Annotated in this window: 16 protein-coding genes; 6 read left to right on the forward strand and 10 right to left on the reverse strand. The window is 68.7% G+C overall.

The features are described from left to right. Positions 1-108 precede the first annotated feature (108 nt). Both hyi and gcl read right to left on the reverse strand, forming a co-directional pair. Complete coding sequence (gene hyi / locus AB4Z48_RS05920) at positions 109-891, reverse strand: hydroxypyruvate isomerase (protein WP_441612949.1); 783 nt, start codon at positions 889-891, stop codon at positions 109-111. A gap of 74 nt (positions 892-965) precedes the next feature. Then, complete coding sequence (gcl, locus tag AB4Z48_RS05925) at positions 966-2741, reverse strand: glyoxylate carboligase (protein WP_441612950.1); 1776 nt, start codon at positions 2739-2741, stop codon at positions 966-968. A gap of 366 nt (positions 2742-3107) precedes the next feature. On the opposite strand from gcl, the gene AB4Z48_RS05930 reads away from it, so the two are divergent. Continuing rightward, a complete protein-coding gene (locus AB4Z48_RS05930) occupies positions 3108-4097 on the forward strand; it encodes a hypothetical protein (RefSeq protein ID WP_441612951.1) in 990 nt (329 codons plus the stop codon). Here the strand turns inward: AB4Z48_RS05930 and AB4Z48_RS05935 are convergent. Continuing rightward, complete coding sequence (locus tag AB4Z48_RS05935; RefSeq protein ID WP_441612952.1) at positions 4082-5293, reverse strand: M20 aminoacylase family protein; 1212 nt, start codon at positions 5291-5293, stop codon at positions 4082-4084. The two genes, AB4Z48_RS05930 and AB4Z48_RS05935, sit on opposite strands and share 16 nt — an antisense overlap. A 46-nt stretch (positions 5294-5339) precedes the next feature. Continuing rightward, complete coding sequence (locus tag AB4Z48_RS05940; protein WP_441612953.1) at positions 5340-6650, reverse strand: MFS transporter; 1311 nt, start codon at positions 6648-6650, stop codon at positions 5340-5342. A 322-nt stretch (positions 6651-6972) separates the two neighbouring features. On the opposite strand from AB4Z48_RS05940, the gene AB4Z48_RS05945 reads away from it, so the two are divergent. From AB4Z48_RS05945 to AB4Z48_RS05955, 3 genes are all read left to right on the forward strand, one after another. After that, positions 6973-7908, forward strand: coding sequence for a LysR family transcriptional regulator (locus tag AB4Z48_RS05945; RefSeq protein ID WP_441612955.1), 936 nt, complete (start codon positions 6973-6975; stop codon positions 7906-7908). Between the two features lie 123 nt (positions 7909-8031). After that, positions 8032-8949: a LysR family transcriptional regulator gene (locus AB4Z48_RS05950; protein WP_441612956.1), complete on the forward strand. Its 918-nt coding sequence runs from the start codon at positions 8032-8034 to the stop codon at positions 8947-8949. Next, positions 8946-9335 carry a DUF2784 domain-containing protein gene (locus tag AB4Z48_RS05955; RefSeq protein WP_441612957.1) on the forward strand — a complete coding sequence of 130 codons (390 nt, stop codon included), beginning with the start codon at positions 8946-8948 and terminating at the stop codon, positions 9333-9335. Before AB4Z48_RS05950 ends, AB4Z48_RS05955 begins: the two co-directional genes overlap by 4 nt. A 15-nt stretch (positions 9336-9350) precedes the next feature. Here the strand turns inward: AB4Z48_RS05955 and AB4Z48_RS05960 are convergent, their stop codons facing one another. The 6 genes from AB4Z48_RS05960 to AB4Z48_RS05985 all read right to left on the reverse strand — a co-directional run bounded on the left by AB4Z48_RS05960 (position 9351) and on the right by AB4Z48_RS05985 (position 16363). Then, positions 9351-10193, reverse strand: coding sequence for a crotonase/enoyl-CoA hydratase family protein (locus AB4Z48_RS05960; protein WP_441612958.1), 843 nt, complete (start codon positions 10191-10193; stop codon positions 9351-9353). Between the two features lie 21 nt (positions 10194-10214). Further along, positions 10215-11867 carry a long-chain-fatty-acid--CoA ligase gene (locus AB4Z48_RS05965; RefSeq protein WP_441612959.1) on the reverse strand — a complete coding sequence of 551 codons (1653 nt, stop codon included), beginning with the start codon at positions 11865-11867 and terminating at the stop codon, positions 10215-10217. Positions 11868-12028: 161 nt separating this feature from the next. Next, a complete protein-coding gene (locus AB4Z48_RS05970) occupies positions 12029-12805 on the reverse strand; it encodes an enoyl-CoA hydratase-related protein (RefSeq protein WP_441612960.1) in 777 nt (258 codons plus the stop codon). Between the two features lie 39 nt (positions 12806-12844). Beyond that, positions 12845-13666: an SDR family oxidoreductase gene (locus AB4Z48_RS05975; RefSeq protein ID WP_441612961.1), complete on the reverse strand. Its 822-nt coding sequence runs from the start codon at positions 13664-13666 to the stop codon at positions 12845-12847. A 537-nt stretch (positions 13667-14203) separates the two neighbouring features. After that, entirely contained in the window at positions 14204-14893 is a 690-nt protein-coding gene (locus AB4Z48_RS05980) for a GntR family transcriptional regulator (RefSeq protein ID WP_441612962.1), read from the reverse strand. Positions 14894-14938: 45 nt separating this feature from the next. Further along, positions 14939-16363, reverse strand: a complete 1425-nt coding sequence (locus AB4Z48_RS05985) for a C4-dicarboxylate transporter DctA (protein WP_441612963.1) — start codon at positions 16361-16363, stop codon at positions 14939-14941. Between the two features lie 424 nt (positions 16364-16787). Here AB4Z48_RS05985 and AB4Z48_RS05990 point away from each other — a divergent pair, with 424 nt between their 5' ends. Beyond that, positions 16788-18053: an allantoate amidohydrolase gene (locus tag AB4Z48_RS05990; protein WP_441612964.1), complete on the forward strand. Its 1266-nt coding sequence runs from the start codon at positions 16788-16790 to the stop codon at positions 18051-18053. 67 nt (positions 18054-18120) lie between these two features. Next, the gene (locus AB4Z48_RS05995; protein ID WP_441612965.1) at positions 18121-19389 is read left to right on the forward strand and encodes a M20/M25/M40 family metallo-hydrolase; all 1269 of its coding nucleotides are present in this window, start codon (positions 18121-18123) and stop codon (positions 19387-19389) included. The last annotated feature ends 224 nt before the right edge of the window (positions 19390-19613 follow it).

Genomic DNA, 19613 nt, shown 5'->3' on the forward strand with positions numbered 1-19613 from the left:
TGGTGAAAGATTCAGATTCGAAACCGGTTTGAAGGCGCGCCGCGGGCGCCGGGCCTGGCCAACAGGCTTTCCTCCCTCTCCCGCAGGCGGGAGAGGGAGCAAACCTTGCTACTGCACGCCGTGCGCGGCGCGCCAGCCCAGGCCTTCGACGGTGGTCGTGCGCGGCTTGTATTCGCAGCCGACCCAGCCGTCGTAGCCGATCTGGTCGAGCCACTGGAACAGGAAGCGGTAGTTCAGCTCGCCCGTGCCCGGCTCGTTGCGGCCCGGGTTGTCGGCCAGCTGCACATGCCTGATCTTCGGCAGGTTGGCCTTGAGCGTGGCGGCGATCTCGCCCTCCATGCGCTGCATGTGATAGATGTCGTACTGCACGTAGAGATTGGGCGCGCTGACCTGTTCGATCAGCGCCAGCGCCTGCTGCGTGCCCGACAGGAAGAAGCCGGGAATGTCGAAGGTATTGATCGGCTCGACCAGCAGGTCGATCTGTTCGGCGGCGAGCGCCCGCGCGGCGAAGCGCAGGTTTTCCACCAGCGTTTCCTGCGCCTGTTCGCGCCGCACGTTCTGCGGCTGGATGCCGACCAGGCAGTTGAGCTGGCGCACGCCAAGCACCTTGGCGTACTTGAGGGCCTCGCCCACGCCGTCCTGGAACTCGCCGACGCGGTCCGGATGGCAGGCGATGCCGCGCTCGCCCGCGTCCCACTTGCCGGCGGGCAGGTTGTGCAGCACCAGGTCGAGCTGGAAGCGGTTGAGGCGGTCCGCGATCTGGTCCGCATGGAACGCATAGGGGAACAGGAACTCGACGCCACGGAAGCCCGCACGCGCGGCGGCTTCGAAGCGGTCGAGGAAGCCCGCTTCGGTAAACAGCATGGTCAGGTTGGCGGCCAGTTTCGGCATGTCTCTCTCTCCGGGAAAAATGACGCCCCCGCTCCCGCCTGGAAGCGGGAGCCGGTGTCTTTGCGTTGCTCGGCTCAGGCCGTTTCGACTTCTTCGTTGAGGATGGCTTCCTCGATGTCTTCGACCGGCTCGAACTCGTTGATGTTGTCGATCTCGGTGCCCATGGCGATATTCGTCACGCGCTCGAGGATCACCTCCACCACCACCGGCACGGAGAACTCGGCCATCAGGTCGCGCGCTTCGGCAAAGGCCGGCGCGATGTCTTCGGGCTTGAACACGCGGATCGCCTTGCAGCCCAGCCCTTCGACCACCTTGACGTGGTCCACGCCGTAGCCGTTGAGCTCGGGCGAGTTGACGTTGTCGAAGGCGAGCTGCACGCAGTAGTCCATCTCGAAATTGCGCTGCGACTGGCGGATCAGCCCGAGGTAGGAGTTGTTCACCACCAGGTGGATGTACGGCACCTTGAACTGCGCGGCCACGGCCAGTTCTTCGATCATGAACTGGAAGTCGTAGTCGCCCGAGATGGCCACCACGTCGGATTCCGGCGAGGCCACTTTCACGCCGATGGCGGCGGGAATGGTCCAGCCCAGCGGGCCGGCCTGGCCGCAGTTGATCCAGTGGCGCGGCTGGTTGACCGACAGGAACTGCGCGGCGGCGATCTGCGACAGCCCGATGGTGGAGACGTAGCGCACGTCGCGCGGGAAGTACTGGTTCATCTCGCGGTACACGCGCTGCGGCTTGACCGGCACGTTGTCGAAATCGCTCTTGCGCTGCATGGTGCGGCGGCGCTTCTGCACGTCCGCCACCCAGCTCTTGCGGCACGGCAGGCGCCCGGCCATCTTCATGGCGCGCGCCACTTCCACGAACTGTTCCAGCGCGGCCTTGGCATCGGAGACGATGCCAAGGTCCGGGCCGAACACGCGGCCGATCTGCGTGGGCTCGATATCCACGTGCACGAACTTGCGGCCCTTCGTATAGACGTCGACGCTGCCGGTGTGGCGGTTGGCCCAGCGGTTGCCGATGCCGAGCACGAAGTCCGATGCCAGCATGGTGGCGTTGCCGTAGCGGTGCGAGGTCTGCAGCCCCACCATGCCGGCCTGCAGCGGGTGGTCGTCGGCCAGCACGCCCCAGCCCATCAGGGTCGGCACCACCGGCACGTTGACCAGCTCGGCGAATTCGACCAGCAGGTCGGCCGCATCGGCGTTGATCACGCCGCCACCGCACACGATCAGCGGGCGCTCGGCCGCGTTGAGCATGGCGATGGCCTTTTCGATCTGGGCGCGCGAGGCCGACGGCTTGTACGGCTGCAGCGGCTGGTAGGTTTCCGGATCGAACTCGATCTCGGCGACCTGCACGTCGAACGGCAGGTCGATCAGCACCGGGCCCGGGCGTCCCGAGCGCATCAGGTGGAACGCCTGCTGGAACACCTGCGGCACCAGCGCCGGCTCGCGCACGGTCACCGCCCACTTGGTCACCGGCTTGGCGATCGATTCGATATCCACCGCCTGGAAGTCTTCCTTGTACAGGCGTGCGCGCGGGGCCTGGCCGGTAATGCAGAGGATGGGGATCGAGTCTGCCCAGGCCGAGTACAGGCCGGTGATCATGTCGGTGCCGGCCGGGCCCGAGGTGCCGATGCACACGCCGATGTTGCCGGCCTCTGCGCGGGTATAGCCCTCGGCCATGTGCGAAGCGCCTTCCACGTGGCGCGCCAGGAAATGGTCGATGGTGCCGGCCCGGCGCATGGCCGAGTAGAACGGGTTGATGGCGGCGCCGGGCACGCCGAAGGCGGTGGTGATGCCTTCTTTTTCCAATACGGCGATGGCCGCGTCGACTGCTCTCATCTTGGGCATGTCTGTCTCCAATGTGCCTGCAATGTGTTCCGGGAATGTCGGGGAATGTCGGGAATGCCGCGAATTGCATTGAATCGCTGTTGGAGCCCATGCTATTCCCGCAGGCGGGGCGGGATAAAGGGAAGCGGGATCAGTTGATTCGATACTGTCGGTATGGAATTGCACCGGGAGACGGCGTACCCACCGCTGCGTGGCGGCCGGATTACCGCACGTTGTGTGACGACAACGGTACGTGCGAATTTGCAGGAAAAGGCCGGCGGCTTGCAGTCGCGCATCGCTACTTGCGCGTCAAATGGGGACAATGTGCGGGCGCGCGCCAGGAACCGGCGCATTGCGCGGAAATGATCCATCGCCAACCGAATTGCCATGCTGAACAGGCTCCCCCCTACCCGCGAACTGCTTGACGCGCTCAGGCGCAAGCCGCCCTCCCTGCCCGCGGCCGCCACGCCGCCTGCTGCCGGCGCGAGCCTGGCACAGTGGCAGCGCGGCCTGCTGGGCTTGTTCTGGGGCTGCTCGGTGGCCGCGCTGCTGGTCGCCGGCGCGGTGATGTTCGCCAAGGTCCAGTACCGGCAAGCGCCCGCGCCGTGGCTGCCGCGGCTGCTCTACTGCCTGCTGGCCGGCAGCGCGGCCGGGCTGGGCGGGCTGGTGCTCAGCCATGTGCCGGCGCTTGCGCGCAGGCTGCGCGATCCGCTCGGGCCGCTGGCCGCGCAGATCGACCGCCACGACGATGCGGAAAGCGCGCTGCTGCGCTCGCTGGCGCGCATTCCGGCCCAGGCGCTGCGCGCGCGCGGGCGCCGGGTCGAGCTGCATCTGCGGATGTGGGAAGGCATGGCGAAGGTCGCGGGCCTGCTGATCGCGGTGAGCCCGCTGGCGCTGATGCTGGTCACCGGCCTGCTGGAGCTGCCGCGCAACGGCGCGAGCCTGGTGCCGCTGCTGTCGCTGTACGGCGTGGCTTTCGTGGCGGGCGCCGCGCTCGTGGTGTTCCTGCAACTGCAGGTAGCCCGGCCGCTGCGGCGGCTGGCCTATGTGATGGCGGAAGCGGCCGAGATCAGCGCGCAGCTCGCGCGCCCGCTGCCGCCGGCCGCCGCCGGTGCGCTGCGCGCGGCAGCGGCGCCGGCAACGGTAGTGGTCGAGGCGCCGGACGTGACGCGGGATGCGGCACCGGAAGCGATACGCGAGGCCGCATCGGAAGCAGCGCCGGAGGCCACATCGGAAGCCGCATCGGAAGCCGCATCGCAGGCCGTACAGGGCGAACCCGTTGCAGCGGGCAGGCGGCCCGCCGTGCCCTCACCGGCGCCGGTGCCGCCGGCCAGTTTCGCCACGCGCCCGCATGCGCTGGATCATGCCACCAGATAGGTCCTGGCGAGCTGGACCCAGCAGGCCGCGCCCAGTGGCAGCACCTGGTCGTTGAAGTCGTAGCCGGGGTTGTGCACCATGCAGCCGCCGAACTCGCCTTCGCCGTTGCCCAGGATCAGGTAGCAGCCCGGCACCGCGTTGAGCATCCAGGCAAAGTCCTCGCTGCCGTTCAGGCCCTTGGGCGCCTGCGTCACGACCTTGTCGGCGCCGACCAGCGCAGTGCAGACCTGCTGCGCGATACGCGTCTCGGCTTCGGTGTTGACCATCGGTGGCGTCAGCTGGCGGTAGTCGATGTGTGCCTCGGCGCCGTGCGCCTGCGCGGTCAGGCTGACGATCTCGCGGATGCGCTGCTCCACCAGCGCGCGCGTCTCGGGGCGCGCGGCACGCACGTTCAGGCCCAGCGTCACCGATTCCGGAATCACGTTGTGGGTGGCGCCGCCGCGGATGAAGCCCACCGACAGCACCGCGGTATCGTCCGGCGCCACATTGCGCGCCACCACCGTCTGCAATGCCGTGATGACGGCCGCCGCCGCGGCGATCGGATCGCGCGCGCGGTGCGGCATGGCGCCGTGCCCGCCCACGCCCTTGATGGTCACGTCTGCCACGTCGGACGACAGGCTCACCGGGCCGGGCAGCACGCGGAAGGTGCCGGCCGGCACGCCCGGCATATTGTGCAGGGCATACACCGCGTCGCACGGGAAGCGTTCGAACAGGCCGTCCTCGATCATCGCGCGGGCGCCGCACAGGTTTTCTTCGTCGGGCTGGAAGATCAGATTGAGCGTGCCGTCGAAATCGCGGCTGTCGGCCAGCGCCTTGGCGGCGGCCAGCAGGATGGCGGTATGGCCGTCGTGGCCGCAGGCGTGCATCTTGCCGTGGTTCTGGCTGGCGTAGGGCAGGCCGGTGGCCTCGACGATCGGCAGCGCATCCATGTCGGCGCGGATGCCGAGCCGGCGCTTGCCGCTGCCGAGCCTGAGCTGCCCCACCACGCCGCTCTTGCCGATGCCGGCATGCACCTCGTAGCCCCAGCTCTGCAGCAGCGTGGCCACCAGCCTGCTGGTGGCGCCCACTTCGAAGCCGAGCTCCGGCTGCGCGTGGATCTGGCGGCGGATGCCGATAAACGTTTCGGCATCGATCTGGATCTGCGGCAACAGGTGCGGCAGCAGCTGGAACGGGGTCAGGGTCGGTTCGCGGGTCATGTCGGATTCCTTTGCGGCAATGGCAGGGCGGGGGAGAAGAGGGGGTTCACGCGGATTTCGTCTCGCGGATGCTCAGCACCGCGAGGATGGTCACCGCGCCGCAGGCCATCATGTAGAAGGCCGGCGCCATCAGGTTGCCGGTGCGCGCCAGCAGCCAGGTGACGACGAACTGGCAGGAGCCGCCGAACACCGTCACACCCACCGCGTAGATCACCGACAGGCCGCTGGCGCGCACCCGCGCCGGCAGGATCTCCATCAGCACCAGCAGCATCGGCGTGGAGCCCAGGTAGAGGCTCGCGGTCAGCAGCGCCGACAGGCTCAGCACCAGCGGCACGCTCGGGTAGTGGGTCATCAGCCAGAAGGCGGGGTAGAGCGCGACAAGCGTAAACGTCATGGCGCTCAGCACCAGCGGCTTGCGGCGCTCCAGGCGGTCGGCCAGCCAGCCGGACAAGAGCGAGGCCAGCAGGCAGACCAGACCCGTGACGCAGCCGGACAGCAGCGACAGCGAGGCCGGCAGATGCAGTTCGCGGATCATGTAGGTCGGCATGAAATACACCACCAGGTAGGTGCCGACGGTGCCGCCGATGATGGTCAGGATGCCTTTCGCGACTGTGCCGCCGTGCTCGCGGAACAGCGTGCCGAGCGGGCTGGGCGCATGGGCTTCGGCGACATGGGTCTCGTCCAGGTGCGAACGGATGTACAGCCCCACCGGCGCGATCAGCAGGCCCAGCACGAAGGGCAGGCGCCAGCCCCAGCTCTCCAGCGCGTCCGGCGGCAGCGCCGCGTACAGGACGGCTGCCGTGAGCGCGCCCAGCAGCGCCGCGATGCCCTGGCTGCCGAGTTGCCAGCTGATGCGAAAGYCCCGGCCCCTGACCCCGCCGGCCTCCATCAGCATGGAGGTGGAAGCACCGATCTCGCCGCCGAGCGAGAAGCCTTGCAGCAGCCGGCCGGCCACGATCATCAGCGGGCCGAGCACGCCAGCGAACGCATACGTCGGCGCCACCGCCAGGCACAGCGTGCCCGCCACCATCATGCCGATGGTCAGCGTCATGGCGGCCTTGCGGCCATGGCGGTCGGCGTAGTTGCCGATCACGAGGCCGCCCAGCGGGCGCATCACGAAGCCGATGCCGAACGTGGCCACCGCCAGCAGCAGCGAGCCGTAGGCGCTGTCGGACGGGAAGAACAGCTTGCCGATCAGGATGGCGAAGAAGCTGTAGACGGTGAAGTCGTACATTTCCAGCGCATTGCCCATCGAGCACGCGGCAATCAGGCGGAACTGGCTCTGGCGCGCCGGGCTGGCCGCCGCGGCATGGGAAGGCGCCAGCGCGGGGGCGGCGGGCAGGGTGGCATCGTTCATGTCGGATCTCCACGAACTGGTTATGGGCGTGGAGGCCGGCGGAGCCTGCGTCCAGCGTAGGGAGGAAGATTCCCTGGCGATGGAGTATTCAGGCAAACACGGCAGGCCGAAAATCATATATTTTCATCCCGATAACCAAATGGAATCGCCGTCATAACCGTTACCCGCCCGCTATCGGGGCAACTACCGAGAAGCCCGGCGGCAAGCGGCTTCGCGGGCGCCCGGCCGGCTTGCCGGGCGCGTGCAGCAAGCGTCGCCGCTTCACTCCGGCAGGGCACGGCGCACCACGGCGGGCAAAATCACAGGACGAGGAAACGACACGATGAAACTGCAGCAGCTGCGCATCCTGCTGGCGGTGGCCCAGCACGGCAGCATCCACGAAGCCTCGCGCAGCCTGCATGTGTCGCAGCCGGCGCTGTCCAAGGCCATCGCCGAACTCGAGCGCGAACTCGGCGTCACGCTGATGTCGCGCTCGGTGCGCGGCGTCAGCCTCACCGCCTACGGCGTGGCGCTGGTCAAGCGCGCCAGCCTGGTCGAGCAGGAGCTGCGCCACGCGCTCGAGGACATCGAAGCCATCCGCGGCCATGCCGACGCCCAGCTCAATATCGGCCTGACCGCGGTGGCCTCCAGCGGCCCCTTGCCGGACGCGATGGCAGCCTTTCGCCAGCGCTTTCCCAATGTGGCGCTGCGCGGCTTCGAGATGCGCCCGCAGCAGATTCTCGAAGGCCTGCGCGAAGGGCGCCTCGACCTCGGCCTGATCTCCACCAACAGCGGCCCCGGCACCGGCGCCTTCCAGTGGGAACCGCTGTTCTCCACCGGCATGTCGCTGGCCGTGCGCGCCGGGCACCCGCTGCGGCGGGTACGCCGGCTGCGGCCCCTGCTCGATGCCGACTGGCTCGTGCTCGACCCGCTCGACGACCCCGGCAGCCCGCTGGCCAGCCTGATGCGCCTGCACCGCTTCGACATGCCCAAGCGCGTGGTGCAAAGCGCTTCGAACCTGCTCGGCCTGCAACTCGCCACGCGCACCGACCTGATCAGCATGTGGTCCGACTTCGTCTTCGACGGCACCGGCCCGCTGCGGCTCGACCCCGCCTCGCTGGTGCGCCTGCCGGTCAGCGACGAACTGCCGGACTTCCGCGTGTTCCTGGTGTACCGCTCGGAGGACCTGATGACCCACGCGTGCGCGGAATTCAGCAAGGAGGTGCGGCACCGGGCGCAGGCGATGCCGCGCGGGCGGCCGGCCGGGCGGGCGCGCTGAATCGCGCAGCGGCGGGTACGCGGCGCGGGCCGCCCTGCGCACCGCCAGATCGCTGGCACGGTCCGCCGCGCATGCGTGGTTGCCGCCAAATGCGCCACAATGGCGGGCAGGAGACACAAGAGCATGGATAAACTCAAGCAGATCGAAGCCTTCATCGCCGTGGTGGAGCACGGCAGCATGGCGGCGGCGGCGCTCACGCAGGACGTGACGCCAGTGATGATCGGGCGGCGCATCAATGCGCTGGAGGCGCGCATCGGCGTGAAGCTGCTGCACCGCTCGACGCGCCGCATCGTGGTGACCGAGCAGGGCGCGGCGTTCATGGAACAGTGCAAGAAGGCGCTGGCGGACCTGGACCGCGCCGAGATGCTGATTGCCGAGGGCAAGCACAAGGCGACGGGGCATCTGATCGTGTCGGCGCCGGCGGCGTTCGGGCGCAAGCATGTGGCGCCGCATGCGCCGGCGTTCCTGAGCGCGAACCCGGACGTGCAGATTTCCTTCAACCTCACCGACCGCGTGGTCGACCTGGTGCGCGAGGGCTATGACGTGGGCATCCGCATCGGCGGCGCCATCGACCCGAACTTCGTCGCCATCAAGCTCGCCACCAACAAGCGCGTGGTGTGCGGCACGCCGGCCTACTTCGCGCGCCACGGCGTGCCGCAGACGCTGGACGACCTGGCCAAGCACAATTGCCTGGCGTTCAACCTGCAGGGCGGCCAGCAGCGCGGCTGGTATTTCCAGCAGGACGGCAAGACGGTGACGGTGCGCGTGAACGGCAACCTGGACTGCAACGACGGCGAACTGCTGCACCGCTGGGCCGGCGAGAGCCTGGGGCTGGGCTGGCGTTCCACCTGGGAGATCCTGCCGCAGCTCGAGAGCGGCGAACTGATCACGGTGCTGGACGAGTATGCGCTGCCGGACTACGACATCCTGGCGGTGTACCCGCAGCAGCGGCCGGTGCCGGCCAAGATCCGCTTCTTCATCGAGCACCTCAAGGCAGCCTTCGCGGTGCCGGGCTACTGGACCGGGCGGCGCACGCCATGATGACGCAATGGCTGGCCGATGCGGTGGTGCTGGTGCATCTGGCCTTCATCCTCTTCACCATGTTCGGCGGCATGCTGGTGCTGCGCTGGCCGCGGCTGGCGTGGCTGCACCTGCCGGCGGCCACATGGGGCGTGGTGGTGGAATGGAGCGGCTGGATCTGCCCGCTCACGCCGCTGGAGAACGCGCTGCGCGAGCAAGCCGGGCAGCAGGCCTACGGCGGGGATTTCGTGCAGCACTACATCATGCCGCTGATCTATCCGGACGGCCTCACGCGCCATACGCAGTTCGTGCTGGGCGTGCTCGTCCTGCTGCTCAACCTCACGGTCTACGTGGCGCTATGGCGGCGCCGGCAAGACCGGCAGCGGGGCACGGGCCGGCACGTATAGGGCCGGCCCCGCGCACTACGCGGCCGGCCTGAACACCGGCGCGCGCTTTTCCAGATTGGCCAGCACCGCCTCGCGCTGGTTGGCGGCGCCGATCAGGCGATCCTGTTCCACCGATTCCGCTTGCAGCACAGCCGCGCCGTCGCCGTCCTCGCCGACCTGCATCAGCCGCTTGGCCGCGCGGATCGCGTCCGGGCTGCGCGCCGCGATCGCGCGCGCGGTGGCCAGCGCCACGGCACGCGGATCGTCCACCACCGCGGTGGCCAGCCCCAGCGCGCAGGCTTCCTCGGCGCCCACGATGCGGCCGCTGTAGATCAGCTCGCGCAGCCGGTCCGGGCGCACCAGCCCGCGCATCAGCACCATGCCGGCCATGTCGGGCACCAGGCCCCATTTGATCTCCATCACCGACATGCGCGCGTCCGCGGCGAGGTAGCGGATATCCGCGCCGAGCGCCACCTGCAGGCCGCCGCCGAAGGCCACGCCATGCACCGCGGCAATCACCGGCACCGGCAACTCGCGCCACACCATGCACGCGTACTGCGGCCGGTTTGAGATGCCGTGGGTGCGCGCGGCCAGCCGGCCCGCGGCGATGTCGCCATCGTTCTTCGCGCCGCTGGCCAGGCCGGACATGCTCTGCATGTCGAGCCCCGCGCAGAAGGCGCGGCCTTCGCCGGACAGCACCACCGCGCGCAGGTCCGGTTCGCGCATGAGACGCTCGCCGGTCTCGATCAGCGCATCGAACATGGCGGGGTCGAGCGCGTTCATCTTGTCGGGGCGGTTGAGCCTGACTTCGGCCACGCCGTTGTCGATGGTGAGGACGATGCGCTGCGCGCCGTCCRCTGCGTTGCTGTCATTGCTCATCTGGTCTTGCTCCGTGCCTGGTTATCGTTCTGCCGTGGGCAGGACATGGTCCTTGAATTGTTCGCGCAACCTGACCTTGAGCAGCTTGCCGGTGGCGGTGTGCGGCAGCGCGTCGACAAAGGCCACGTCGTCCGGCACCCACCATTTCGCCACGCGCGCGGCGAGAAAGTCGAGCAGCTCGGCGCCGCCGACTTCCTTGCCGGGCCGGCGCACCACGACCAGCAGTGGCCGCTCCTGYCACTTGGGATGCGGCACGCCGATCACGGCAGCCTCCGCCACGGCGGGATGGCCCATGGTGGCGTTCTCCAGGTCGATGGAAGAGATCCACTCGCCGCCGGACTTGATGACGTCCTTGGCGCGGTCGACCAGCTGCACGTAGCCGTCGGCGTCGATGTTGGCCACGTCGCCGGTGTCGAACCAGCCGTCGGCATCGAGCGCGCTGTGCCCTGCCTTGAAGTAGGACGAAGCGATCCACGGCCCGCGCACCTTGAGCCGGCCGAAGGCCACGCCATCGTGCGGCAGCGCGCGCCCCTCGTCGTCCTCGATGCGCAGGTCCACGCCCCACAGCGCGCGTCCCTGCTTGAGCTTGACCTTCAGCTGTGCCTGCGCGTCGAGCGCCTCGTGCCTGGGCAGCAGCGTGCTGATCACGCCGATGGGGCTGGTCTCCGTCATGCCCCAGCCCTGCACGAAGCGCGCGCCGAACTGTTGCTCGAAGCGCTCGATCATGGCCGCCGGCGCCGCCGAGCCGCCCACCCCGGCGAGCCTGAGCCCGAGCGCGCGCGGGTCGATCTCGGGATGCGCGTCGAGGTACTGGAACAGCATCAGCCACACGGTGGGCACCGCGGTGGAGAAGGTCACGCGTTCGTCGCGCAGCATGCGATAGACGTTTTCGCCGTCAAGGTGCTGGGCCGGCAACACCATCTTGGCGCCGGTCATGGCGCAGGCGTATGGCATGCCCCAGGCATTGGCGTGGAACAGCGGCACCACCAGCAGGATCGTGCTGTCCGCGCCCACCCCGAAGGTGTCGGCGGCGCAGGCCTTGAGGCTGTGCAGCACGGTGGAGCGGTGCGAGTACAGCACGCCTTTCGGATTGCCGGTGGTACCCGAGGTGTAGCAAAGCGACGAAGCGGTGCGCTCGTCGAACTGCGGCCATGCGTAGTCCTCGCTGCCGGCATCCAGGAGATCCTCGTAGCACAGCAGGTTCGGCAGCTTGCCGGCAAGGTCGAGCGCGGCGGTGCCGGCGCGGTCCGCCATCGCCACGTAGTGCGTGACGGTGGGCAGGCGCGGCGCGAGCTGCGCCACCAGCGGCGCGAAGCTGGTGTCGAAGAACAGGACCTTGTCCTCGGCATGGTTGATGATGTATTCGACCTGCTCGGGAAACAGGCGGGGATTGACCGTGTGCAGCACCACGCCCGCGCCCGAAACGCCGAAGTACAGCTCCAGGTGCCGGTGGGTGTTCCACGCCAGCGTGCCCACGCGGTCGCCCTGGGCAACGCCGAGACCGGCCAGCGCGCTGGCGGCACGCCGTGCGCGCCGATGCACCTCGGCATAGTTGCTGCGCACCGTGCCGCCGTCGATCGTGCGCGACACGATCTCCTGCTGCGGGTGGTACTGCGCGGCGTACTCGATCAGGGAAGAAATCAGCAACGGACGGTCTTGCATGAGGCCAAGCATGATGCGCGTCTCCTGGTTTCGTTGTGCTGCTGTGTGGTGACTACTCTTTCGGGTGCGCCGGGGCGGGTGGCCGCCCTCTCCCCGCAAGGGCAGAGCGGTGGCCCGGCCCGGCGCCGCATCGGGCGAGGCCGGCGGCTTGCGCCGGGACGCCGGCGCAAAACTCAGCGCCCCTTGAACGCCGGCTTGCGCTTCTCGAGGAAGGCGGCCACGCCCTCCCTGAAGTCCTCGCTGCCCGACGCACGCGTTTGCAGCGAAGCCTCGCGTTCGAGCTGCTCGGGCAGGTTGCTGTCCATGCTGGCGTTGAGCGCTTCCTTGATCAGGCCGTAGGCGAAGGTGGGCATCTGCGCCAGGTGCGCGGCAAGCTTGGCGGTCTCGGCGGCCAGGGCGTCGTCGGCATGGACCTTCCATACCAGGCCGATGCGGTGCGCTTCCTCGGCATCGATCTTCTCGGCCAGGATGGCCAGCGCGCGGGCACGCATCTCGCCGGCGTAGCGCGGCAGGAAGTAGGTGCTGCCGGCGTCGGGCACCAGGCCGATCTTGGAGAAGGCCTGCATGAAGGACGCGGAGCGTCCCGCCAGCACCACGTCGCCGGCCAGCGCCAGGCTCATGCCGGCACCGGCGGCCACGCCGTTGACCGAGGTGATGACGGGCTTGGACATATTGCGCAGCGCCAGGATGATCGGGTGGTAGCGCTCGCGCAGCAGCGTGCCGGAATCCTTCATCTCGCCCTGGCGGCCCGCGAGGTCGGCCCCCGCGCAGAAGCCGCGGCCATTGCCGGTGAGCACCACCGCGCGCACGGCGGCGTCCTGCGCGGCGCGTTCCACCGAGGCGCGCAGTTCCGCCATCAGTTCGGCGTTGAGCGCATTGAGCACGTCGGGGCGGTTCAGGGTGATGGTGGCCACGCCTTCGGCGGCGTGATAAAGCACTGGAGAAGTCATGCTGTCATCCTTGTCAATCAGGGCTGGAGAAAATCGGGCTCAGGCCGGCTTGCCGGGCGCCTTGGGCGGATGCAGGGCATCGGCCGAGGCATCGCCCAGCTTGCTGCCGCCGTCGCAGTCGACGATGGTGCCGGTGATATAGCGTGCATTGGTGGTGGACAGGAACAGCGCGGTGTCCGCGATGTCGTCCTTCTCGCCGTAGTCGCGCAGCGCCAGGCGCGCCTTGAAGCGGGCTTCCATCTCCGGCGTGGGCGCCAGGCGCGCCATGCCCTCGGTGCCGCCGATGGGGCCGGGAGAAATGCCGTTGACGCGCACGCCGGCCGGTCCCCACTCCATCGCCAGGCACTTCACCAGCATGTTGATGCCGGCCTTGGCGGCGCAGACGTGCGCCTGGAACATCATGGCGTTGACGGCCTGCGGCGCGGTGATGGCGATCAGCGAGGCACCGGGCGCGTTGAGGAAGGCGAAGCACGCGCGGAACACATTGAAGGTGCCGATCAGGTCGATGTCGACCACGGTCTTGAAGCCATTGGCGGACATGCCCAGCGCGGGCGCGACGAAGTTGCCCGCCGCGCCGGAGATCACGATGTCGATCGGGCCGAGCTCGTCGCGCGTGCGCGCCAGTGCTGCCTCCACCGCGCCGTAGTCGCGCACGTCCGCCGCCATGCCGATGGCGCTGCCGCCGGCCTCGTTGATGGTGGCGGCAGCCGCGGCGATGCGTTCGGGATCGCGGCTGATCAGCGCGAGCCGCGCGCCGGCCCGGGCGAAGTGCTGGGCGATCCCCAGGTTGATGCCGGACGAGGCGCCGGCGATAAAGACGACCTTGCCGGCCAGCACGCCGTCCCTGAATGCGTTTGACATGGCTTTCCCTCCCTCGGTTGGGGTCGGATGACGAATATCGGATGGCGCCCGGCCCGGGAGGACGGGCTGGCGGATCAGCGGCAGGCGCGCGCAAGCGCGGGGCCGGGCCGCATGGCGGCGGGCCCGGGCGTGGCCGGGCAATGGCTGGAACGGTTCATGTCTGTCTCCTGGCGGGTGCCTTTGCTCTTCTTTTATCTTCTTTTAAGCGGCCTCTGACTTGGGCCTCCGACATCCTACTCCGATGCCGCGATTCGATCACGCGCATCCGCAGCAACAAGCGGACGCGCGGCGCGCAACAAGCCGGGCCGGCGCGGCGCAGGGCAAGGACGAGGAAACAGGCGGCACGGAAGCGGCCGCGCAAAAGAAAAAGCCCGCACCCAGGCCGGCGTGCGGGCAGGGGATCCGCTCGCGGACCACCTAGTGCCATGAAGCGCGCCCCCGCAGCTTCATGACGGTTCCATCATGGGGCAGGGCGGCCCGGTGCGTCTTGACCCTGGTCAAGGCTGATGTGCGGCCGCGCCAGGGCGGCCCCCATGCTCAGGCGAGCAGCGCGGTCACCAGGTCCTTGCCGCGCGCGGCCGGCGCCTGCTCGAAATGCAGCGCGGCCTCGACATGGCTCAGGTGTTCCACCATCAGCGTCACCGCGCGCTCGGTGTCGCCGGCGCGGGCCGCCTCGATGAATTCGCGGTGCTCGTCGGAGGAGCAGGCGGCATCGCGGCGGGACTGGTAGAGCATGGTGATCACGGCGCTGCGCATCGACAGTTCCTGCAGCATGCCGGTCAGCACGCCGTTGCCGACCACCTCGGCCAGCAGGATGTGGAAGTCGCCAAGCAGGCGCGTGCGCACCTGCGCGTCGCTGCCGGCCAGCGCCTTTTTCTCGGCGGCCAGATGGCGGTCGATGCGCTTGTAGTCCGCGGCGGTCGCGCGCGTGACGAACTCGCGCGCCAGCGCCGCCTCCAGGATGCGGCGTACCGCGAACACTTCGCGCGCCTCCTCGGCGCTGGGCTTGGCCACGAAGGCGCCCTTGTCCGGCACGATCTGGATGACCTTGTCCTTGGACAGCATCAGCAGCGCGGCGCGCACCTTGGTGCGGCTGACGCGGTAGACGCTGGCCAGCGCCTCCTCGCGCAGCTTGGTGCCGGGCGGCAGCCGGTGCGAAACGATGGCCGCGACGATGTCTTCGGCGATCGCTTCGGCGGTCATGGCAGGGTCGATGTGCTCGGGCATGGTGGCGCGCTGGCGCGGCCTCTCGTGATCAGGAATGCCGAGATTCTAGCGCCCTGCGGCCGCGCCGGGCAGCGGGGCTGCCCCGGGGGTGGCCGGACCCGCTTCATGCGGGGCCGGCGCGAGGCCCGCATCGAGCTCGGTGGCATCGATCTTGCCGTTGAGCACATCGTGCGCGCGCACGCGGTCGATGTCCTTTTCCCAGGCCGCCACGACCACGGTCGCCACGCAGTTGCCGACCAGGTTGCCCACCGCCCGGGCGATGCCGATGAACCAGTCGACCGACAGCACCAGCACCAGGCCGATGGCCGGAATGGCCGGGTGCGCCGACAGCGTGGCGGCCAGGATCACGATGGCGGAGCCGGGAATGCCGTGCGCGCCCTTGGAGGTGACCAGCGCCACCGCCAGGATGCCGAGCAGGTCGCCCATGGCCAGCGGCGTGTTGGTGGCCTGGGCGATGAACACGGCGGCCAGCGTCAGGTAGATCGAGAACGCGTCCAGGTTGAAGGAATAGCCGGTGGGGATCACCAGGCCGACCACCGATTTCTTGATGCCCATGAACTCCAGCTTCTTCATCACCTGCGGCAGCACGCTGTCGGACGACGCCGTGCCCAGCACCACCAGCAGTTCGGCGCGCAGGTAGCGGATCAGCTTGAGCACGGAGAAGCCGCACAGGCGCATCACCGTGCCCAGCACCACCAGCACGAACAGCGCGACCGCGCCGTAGAACACCATCACCAGGTAGCCGAGCTGCTTGAGCGAACCGATGCCGTACTTGCCCACGGTGAAGGCCACCGCGCCGAGCACGCCCAGCGGCGCGAGCTTGATGATGAAGCCCATCATCTTGAACAGCGTGTGCGAGAACGTATCGATGATGCCCACCAGCGGGCGGCCGCGCTCGCCCACCAGCGACAGCGCGCAGCCGAACAGGATCGAGACCAGCAGCACCTGCAGCACGTCGCCGTTGGCGAAGGCTCCCATCACCGTGTTGGGAATCAGCTTGAGCAGGAAGTCCACCGTGCCGGCGCTCTTGATCTTGTCGGCGGTGTCCACGTAGGCCGCCATCGCCGAGGCGTCGAGCGAGGCCGGGTTCACGTTCATGCCGGTGCCGGGATGGAACAGGTAGGCCAGCGCGATGCCCAGCGCCAGCGCGATGGTGGTGACCACCTCGAAGTAGAGCACCGCCTTGAGGCCGACCCGGCCTACCTTCTTCAGTTCGCCGGCGCCGCAGATGCCCGCCACCACCACGCAGAACACGATGGGGCCGATCAGCATCTTGATCAGCTTGATGAAGGCATCGCCAAGCGGCTTGAGCCTGGCGGCGAACTCAGGGAAGAACAGGCCGAGCAGCGTGCCGAGCAGCAGGGCGATCAGGACCTGGCCGAACAGCGAGCGAACGAAACGGGCGAAAGGGGATTGCGGAGCGGACTGGGGGCGGCCGGAAGCGGCTCCCTGCTGGACTGCTGGGTGCATCGTTGTCTCCATGCGGTCGCGTCCATGCCTGGCTGGCGCGACCTGTCAAAGGCTGCAGGAATGCCGGCTGCCGCTGCGCTGCATTGCTGCGCGGCCGGCCTGGCGTGCCGTGCGCCGCGCCGGGTGAAGGCGGCGGCGCTCGCGGATGGGCCCTCCTGTTGGAGCGGAATCCACGCAGTTCGCTGTCCGGGACAGATTGTCCGCAGCGAATTGTTGGAACGTGCCGGTCAATATAGTGCATATCATTTTTGTATGCAATTTTTGAATTCACTGTGCTAAGATGAATCGCACAGAATAGAGCTCTCTCGACGAGAGTCGCGGCGCCCGGCACCCCGGCCCGGCCTGCCCCATGGCAGCGCTGGCGCGGTGCTTGCTTGAGACGGCGCCTTCGCATCCGCGCACGCACTTCCAGCAGGAGACACGCATGGCAGCATCCCTCTCGCCCGCCCCCGATACCGGCGCGCGCATCATGGCCTGGGCCGACGACCTGGCCGTCCACACCGAGCAGCCCGGCATGCTCACCCGCACCTACCTGACCGAGGCCCATCACGGCGCCGCGGCGCAGCTGGCCACGTGGATGCGCGAGGCCGGCATGACGGTGCGCCGCGATGCCGCCGGCAACGTGATCGGCCGCTACGAGGGCACCAGCCCGGATGCGCCGGCGTTGCTCACCGGCTCGCACTTCGACACCGTGCGCGACGGCGGCCGCTACGACGGCAACCTCGGCGTGATCCTGCCGGTCGCCTGCGTGGCCGAATGGAACCGCCAGGGCAAGCGCTTCCCCTTCGCCATCGAGGTGGTGGGCTTCGCGGAAGAAGAGGGCGTGCGCTTCAAGGCCACGCTGCTGGGCAGCCGCGCCATCGCCGGCACCTTCGACACCAAGGTGCTGGACAACGTGGACGACGCTGGCCAGACCATGCGCGACGTGATGCGCGCGGCCGGCTTCGACCCCGCCGGGCTGGATGCCGCCGCGCACCCGCGCGACAAGGTGCTGGCGTTCGTGGAAGTGCATATCGAGCAAGGCCCGGTGCTGCTCAACGATGGGCTGGCACTGGGCGTGGTGACGGCGATCTCGGGCGCCACGCGCTTCATCATCGAGCTCGAAGGCCTGGCCGGCCACGCCGGCACGGTGCCCATGGACATGCGCCGCGACGCGGCCATGGCCGGTGCCGAGATCGGCCTGTTCATCGAGCGCCGCTGCGGCGGCATGGCCGGCCTGGTCGGCACCGTGGGGCAGTTCAACGTACCCAACGGCGCCGCCAACGTGGTGCCGGGACGCGCGGTGTTCTCCATCGACATCCGCGCCGGCGAGGACGCCGTGCGCCAGGCCGCGGTGAACGACGTGCTGGCCGAGATCGAGCGCGTGTGCGCGCGCCGCAACGTGCGCGTGCAGATCCGCAAGACCCACGAGGCCGTCAGCGTGCCGTGCGCGCCGTGGCTGCAACGCCAGTGGGCCGATGCCATCGCCCGCCAGGGCCTGCCGGTGCGGCACCTGCCGTCCGGCGCCGGCCATGACGCCATGGCGATCGCCGCCATCGCCGACGTGGCCATGCTGTTCGTGCGCTGCGGCAACGGCGGCATCAGCCACCACCCCACCGAGATCATGACCGCCGGGGATGCCGCCAGCGCGGCCGCGGTGTTCACCGATTTCGTCGAGCACTTCGACAAGCATTCCGCGCCGCAGCGATAAGAGCGCGGCAGCAACCACATTCCCGCAATACCGCTATACCGAAAACCGAAAACCGCCGAGACAGGATATGACCGCACGAGACAACGTAAGCCCGCTGCAGACCACGCTCACCACCTACATCGACACGCAGCGCCCCGCGCAGGAGTCCTTCCTGGCCGAGCTGGTCAAGGTGCCCTCCGACAATCCGCCCGGTGACTGCGACGCGCACGGCAGCCGCGCCAAGGTCCTGCTCGAAGGGCTGGGCTTCCAGGTCGAGGCACACAAGGTGCCCGACGAACTGGTCAAGGCCGCCGGCATGATCAGCGCCACCAACCTGGTCGTGCGCAAGACCTTCGGCAGCGGCGGCCCCACCATCGCCATGAACGCGCACGGCGACGTGGTGCCCCCGGGCCTGGGCTGGACCAAGGACCCGTACGGCGCCGAGATCGGCGACAGCGAGCACGGCCCGGTCATGTACGGCCGCGGCGTGGCCGTGTCCAAGTCCGACTTCGCCACCTACACCTACGCGGTGCTGGCGCTGATGGAAGCCGAGAAGCAGGGCGCAAAGCTCAATGGCACGGTCGAGCTGCAGTTCACCTACGACGAGGAAACCGGCGGCGACATCGGTCCCAAGTTCCTGCTCGACCAGGGCCTGAGCAAGCCCGACTACGCCATCTCGGCGGGCTTCTCCTACGGCATCACCTCGGCCCACAACGGTTGCCTGCACGTGGAAGTGACGGTCAAGGGCAAGCAGGGCCACGCCGCCATGCCGCATACCGGCGTGGACGCCATCGAGGCCGCCACCCATATCCTGCAGTCCATCTACGGCCTGCGCGCCGAACTGGCCACACGCAAGTCGAAGACGCCGGGCATCGATACCGCCACGCTGAACGTCGGCCTGATCAAGGGCGGCATCAATACCAACGTGGTGCCTGACCTGGTGACCTTCCGTGTCGACCGCCGCATGATCCCCGAGGAAATCGGCTTCGATGCCGAAGGCGAGATCCGCGCCGTGGTCGAGAAGGCCGCCGCGCAGCGCCCGGGCATCGAAGCGAAGGTCGAGCGCATCATCCTGGCCGAGCCGCTGTCCGAGCTGCCGGGCGTGGAGAAACTGATCGACGCGCTCAAGAGCCGCGCCGAGGAAGTGTTCGGCGTGGAGATCCCCGTGCAAGGCGTGCCGCTCTACACCGATGCGCGCCACTACACCGCACGCGGCATTCCCACCGTGCTGTACGGCGCCGGCCCGCGCACGCTGATGGAAGCCCGCGGCCACAATTCGGACGAGAACCTGCGCCTGAACGACCTGAACCGCGCCACCAAGGTGGTGGCCCTGGCGCTGTCGGACCTGATGGGCTGAACCGGCTCGCCGCCCGCTGCAACGGGTTCGCGGCGGGCGGGCATCCGGGCGTCGGTGCGTTGGCGCCGCCGCCCGGAGCAAGGTTGCTTGAGTTCCGGGCTGGTGCTCCGGGGCCGTATGGCACCGGCCCGGAACCCGGGCATTCAGGGGATAAATAATCTGGCCGCTTTCAAGCGGCCATTTTTTATTCTCCGATATGATTCGCGGCGTTGGCGCCGCGCGCC

The sequence above is a fragment of the Cupriavidus sp. 2TAF22 genome (assembly GCF_052115045.1).
Lineage (GTDB): Bacteria > Pseudomonadota > Gammaproteobacteria > Burkholderiales > Burkholderiaceae > Cupriavidus.

Excerpts from the sequence above, each read along its gene's own strand:
- hyi (WP_441612949.1), bottom strand. The coding sequence starts at position 891 with ATGCCGAAACTGGCCGCCAACCTGACCATGCTGTTTACCGAAGCGGGC.
- gcl (WP_441612950.1), bottom strand. The coding sequence starts at position 2,741 with ATGCCCAAGATGAGAGCAGTCGACGCGGCCATCGCCGTATTGGAAAAA.
- AB4Z48_RS05930 (WP_441612951.1), top strand. The coding sequence starts at position 3,108 with ATGCTGAACAGGCTCCCCCCTACCCGCGAACTGCTTGACGCGCTCAGG.
- AB4Z48_RS05935 (WP_441612952.1), bottom strand. The coding sequence starts at position 5,293 with ATGACCCGCGAACCGACCCTGACCCCGTTCCAGCTGCTGCCGCACCTG.
- AB4Z48_RS05945 (WP_441612955.1), top strand. The coding sequence starts at position 6,973 with ATGAAACTGCAGCAGCTGCGCATCCTGCTGGCGGTGGCCCAGCACGGC.
- AB4Z48_RS05950 (WP_441612956.1), top strand. The coding sequence starts at position 8,032 with ATGGATAAACTCAAGCAGATCGAAGCCTTCATCGCCGTGGTGGAGCAC.
- AB4Z48_RS05955 (WP_441612957.1), top strand. The coding sequence starts at position 8,946 with ATGATGACGCAATGGCTGGCCGATGCGGTGGTGCTGGTGCATCTGGCC.
- AB4Z48_RS05970 (WP_441612960.1), bottom strand. The coding sequence starts at position 12,805 with ATGACTTCTCCAGTGCTTTATCACGCCGCCGAAGGCGTGGCCACCATC.
- AB4Z48_RS05975 (WP_441612961.1), bottom strand. The coding sequence starts at position 13,666 with ATGTCAAACGCATTCAGGGACGGCGTGCTGGCCGGCAAGGTCGTCTTT.
- AB4Z48_RS05980 (WP_441612962.1), bottom strand. The coding sequence starts at position 14,893 with ATGCCCGAGCACATCGACCCTGCCATGACCGCCGAAGCGATCGCCGAA.
- AB4Z48_RS05985 (WP_441612963.1), bottom strand. The coding sequence starts at position 16,363 with ATGCACCCAGCAGTCCAGCAGGGAGCCGCTTCCGGCCGCCCCCAGTCC.
- AB4Z48_RS05990 (WP_441612964.1), top strand. The coding sequence starts at position 16,788 with ATGGCAGCATCCCTCTCGCCCGCCCCCGATACCGGCGCGCGCATCATG.
- AB4Z48_RS05995 (WP_441612965.1), top strand. The coding sequence starts at position 18,121 with ATGACCGCACGAGACAACGTAAGCCCGCTGCAGACCACGCTCACCACC.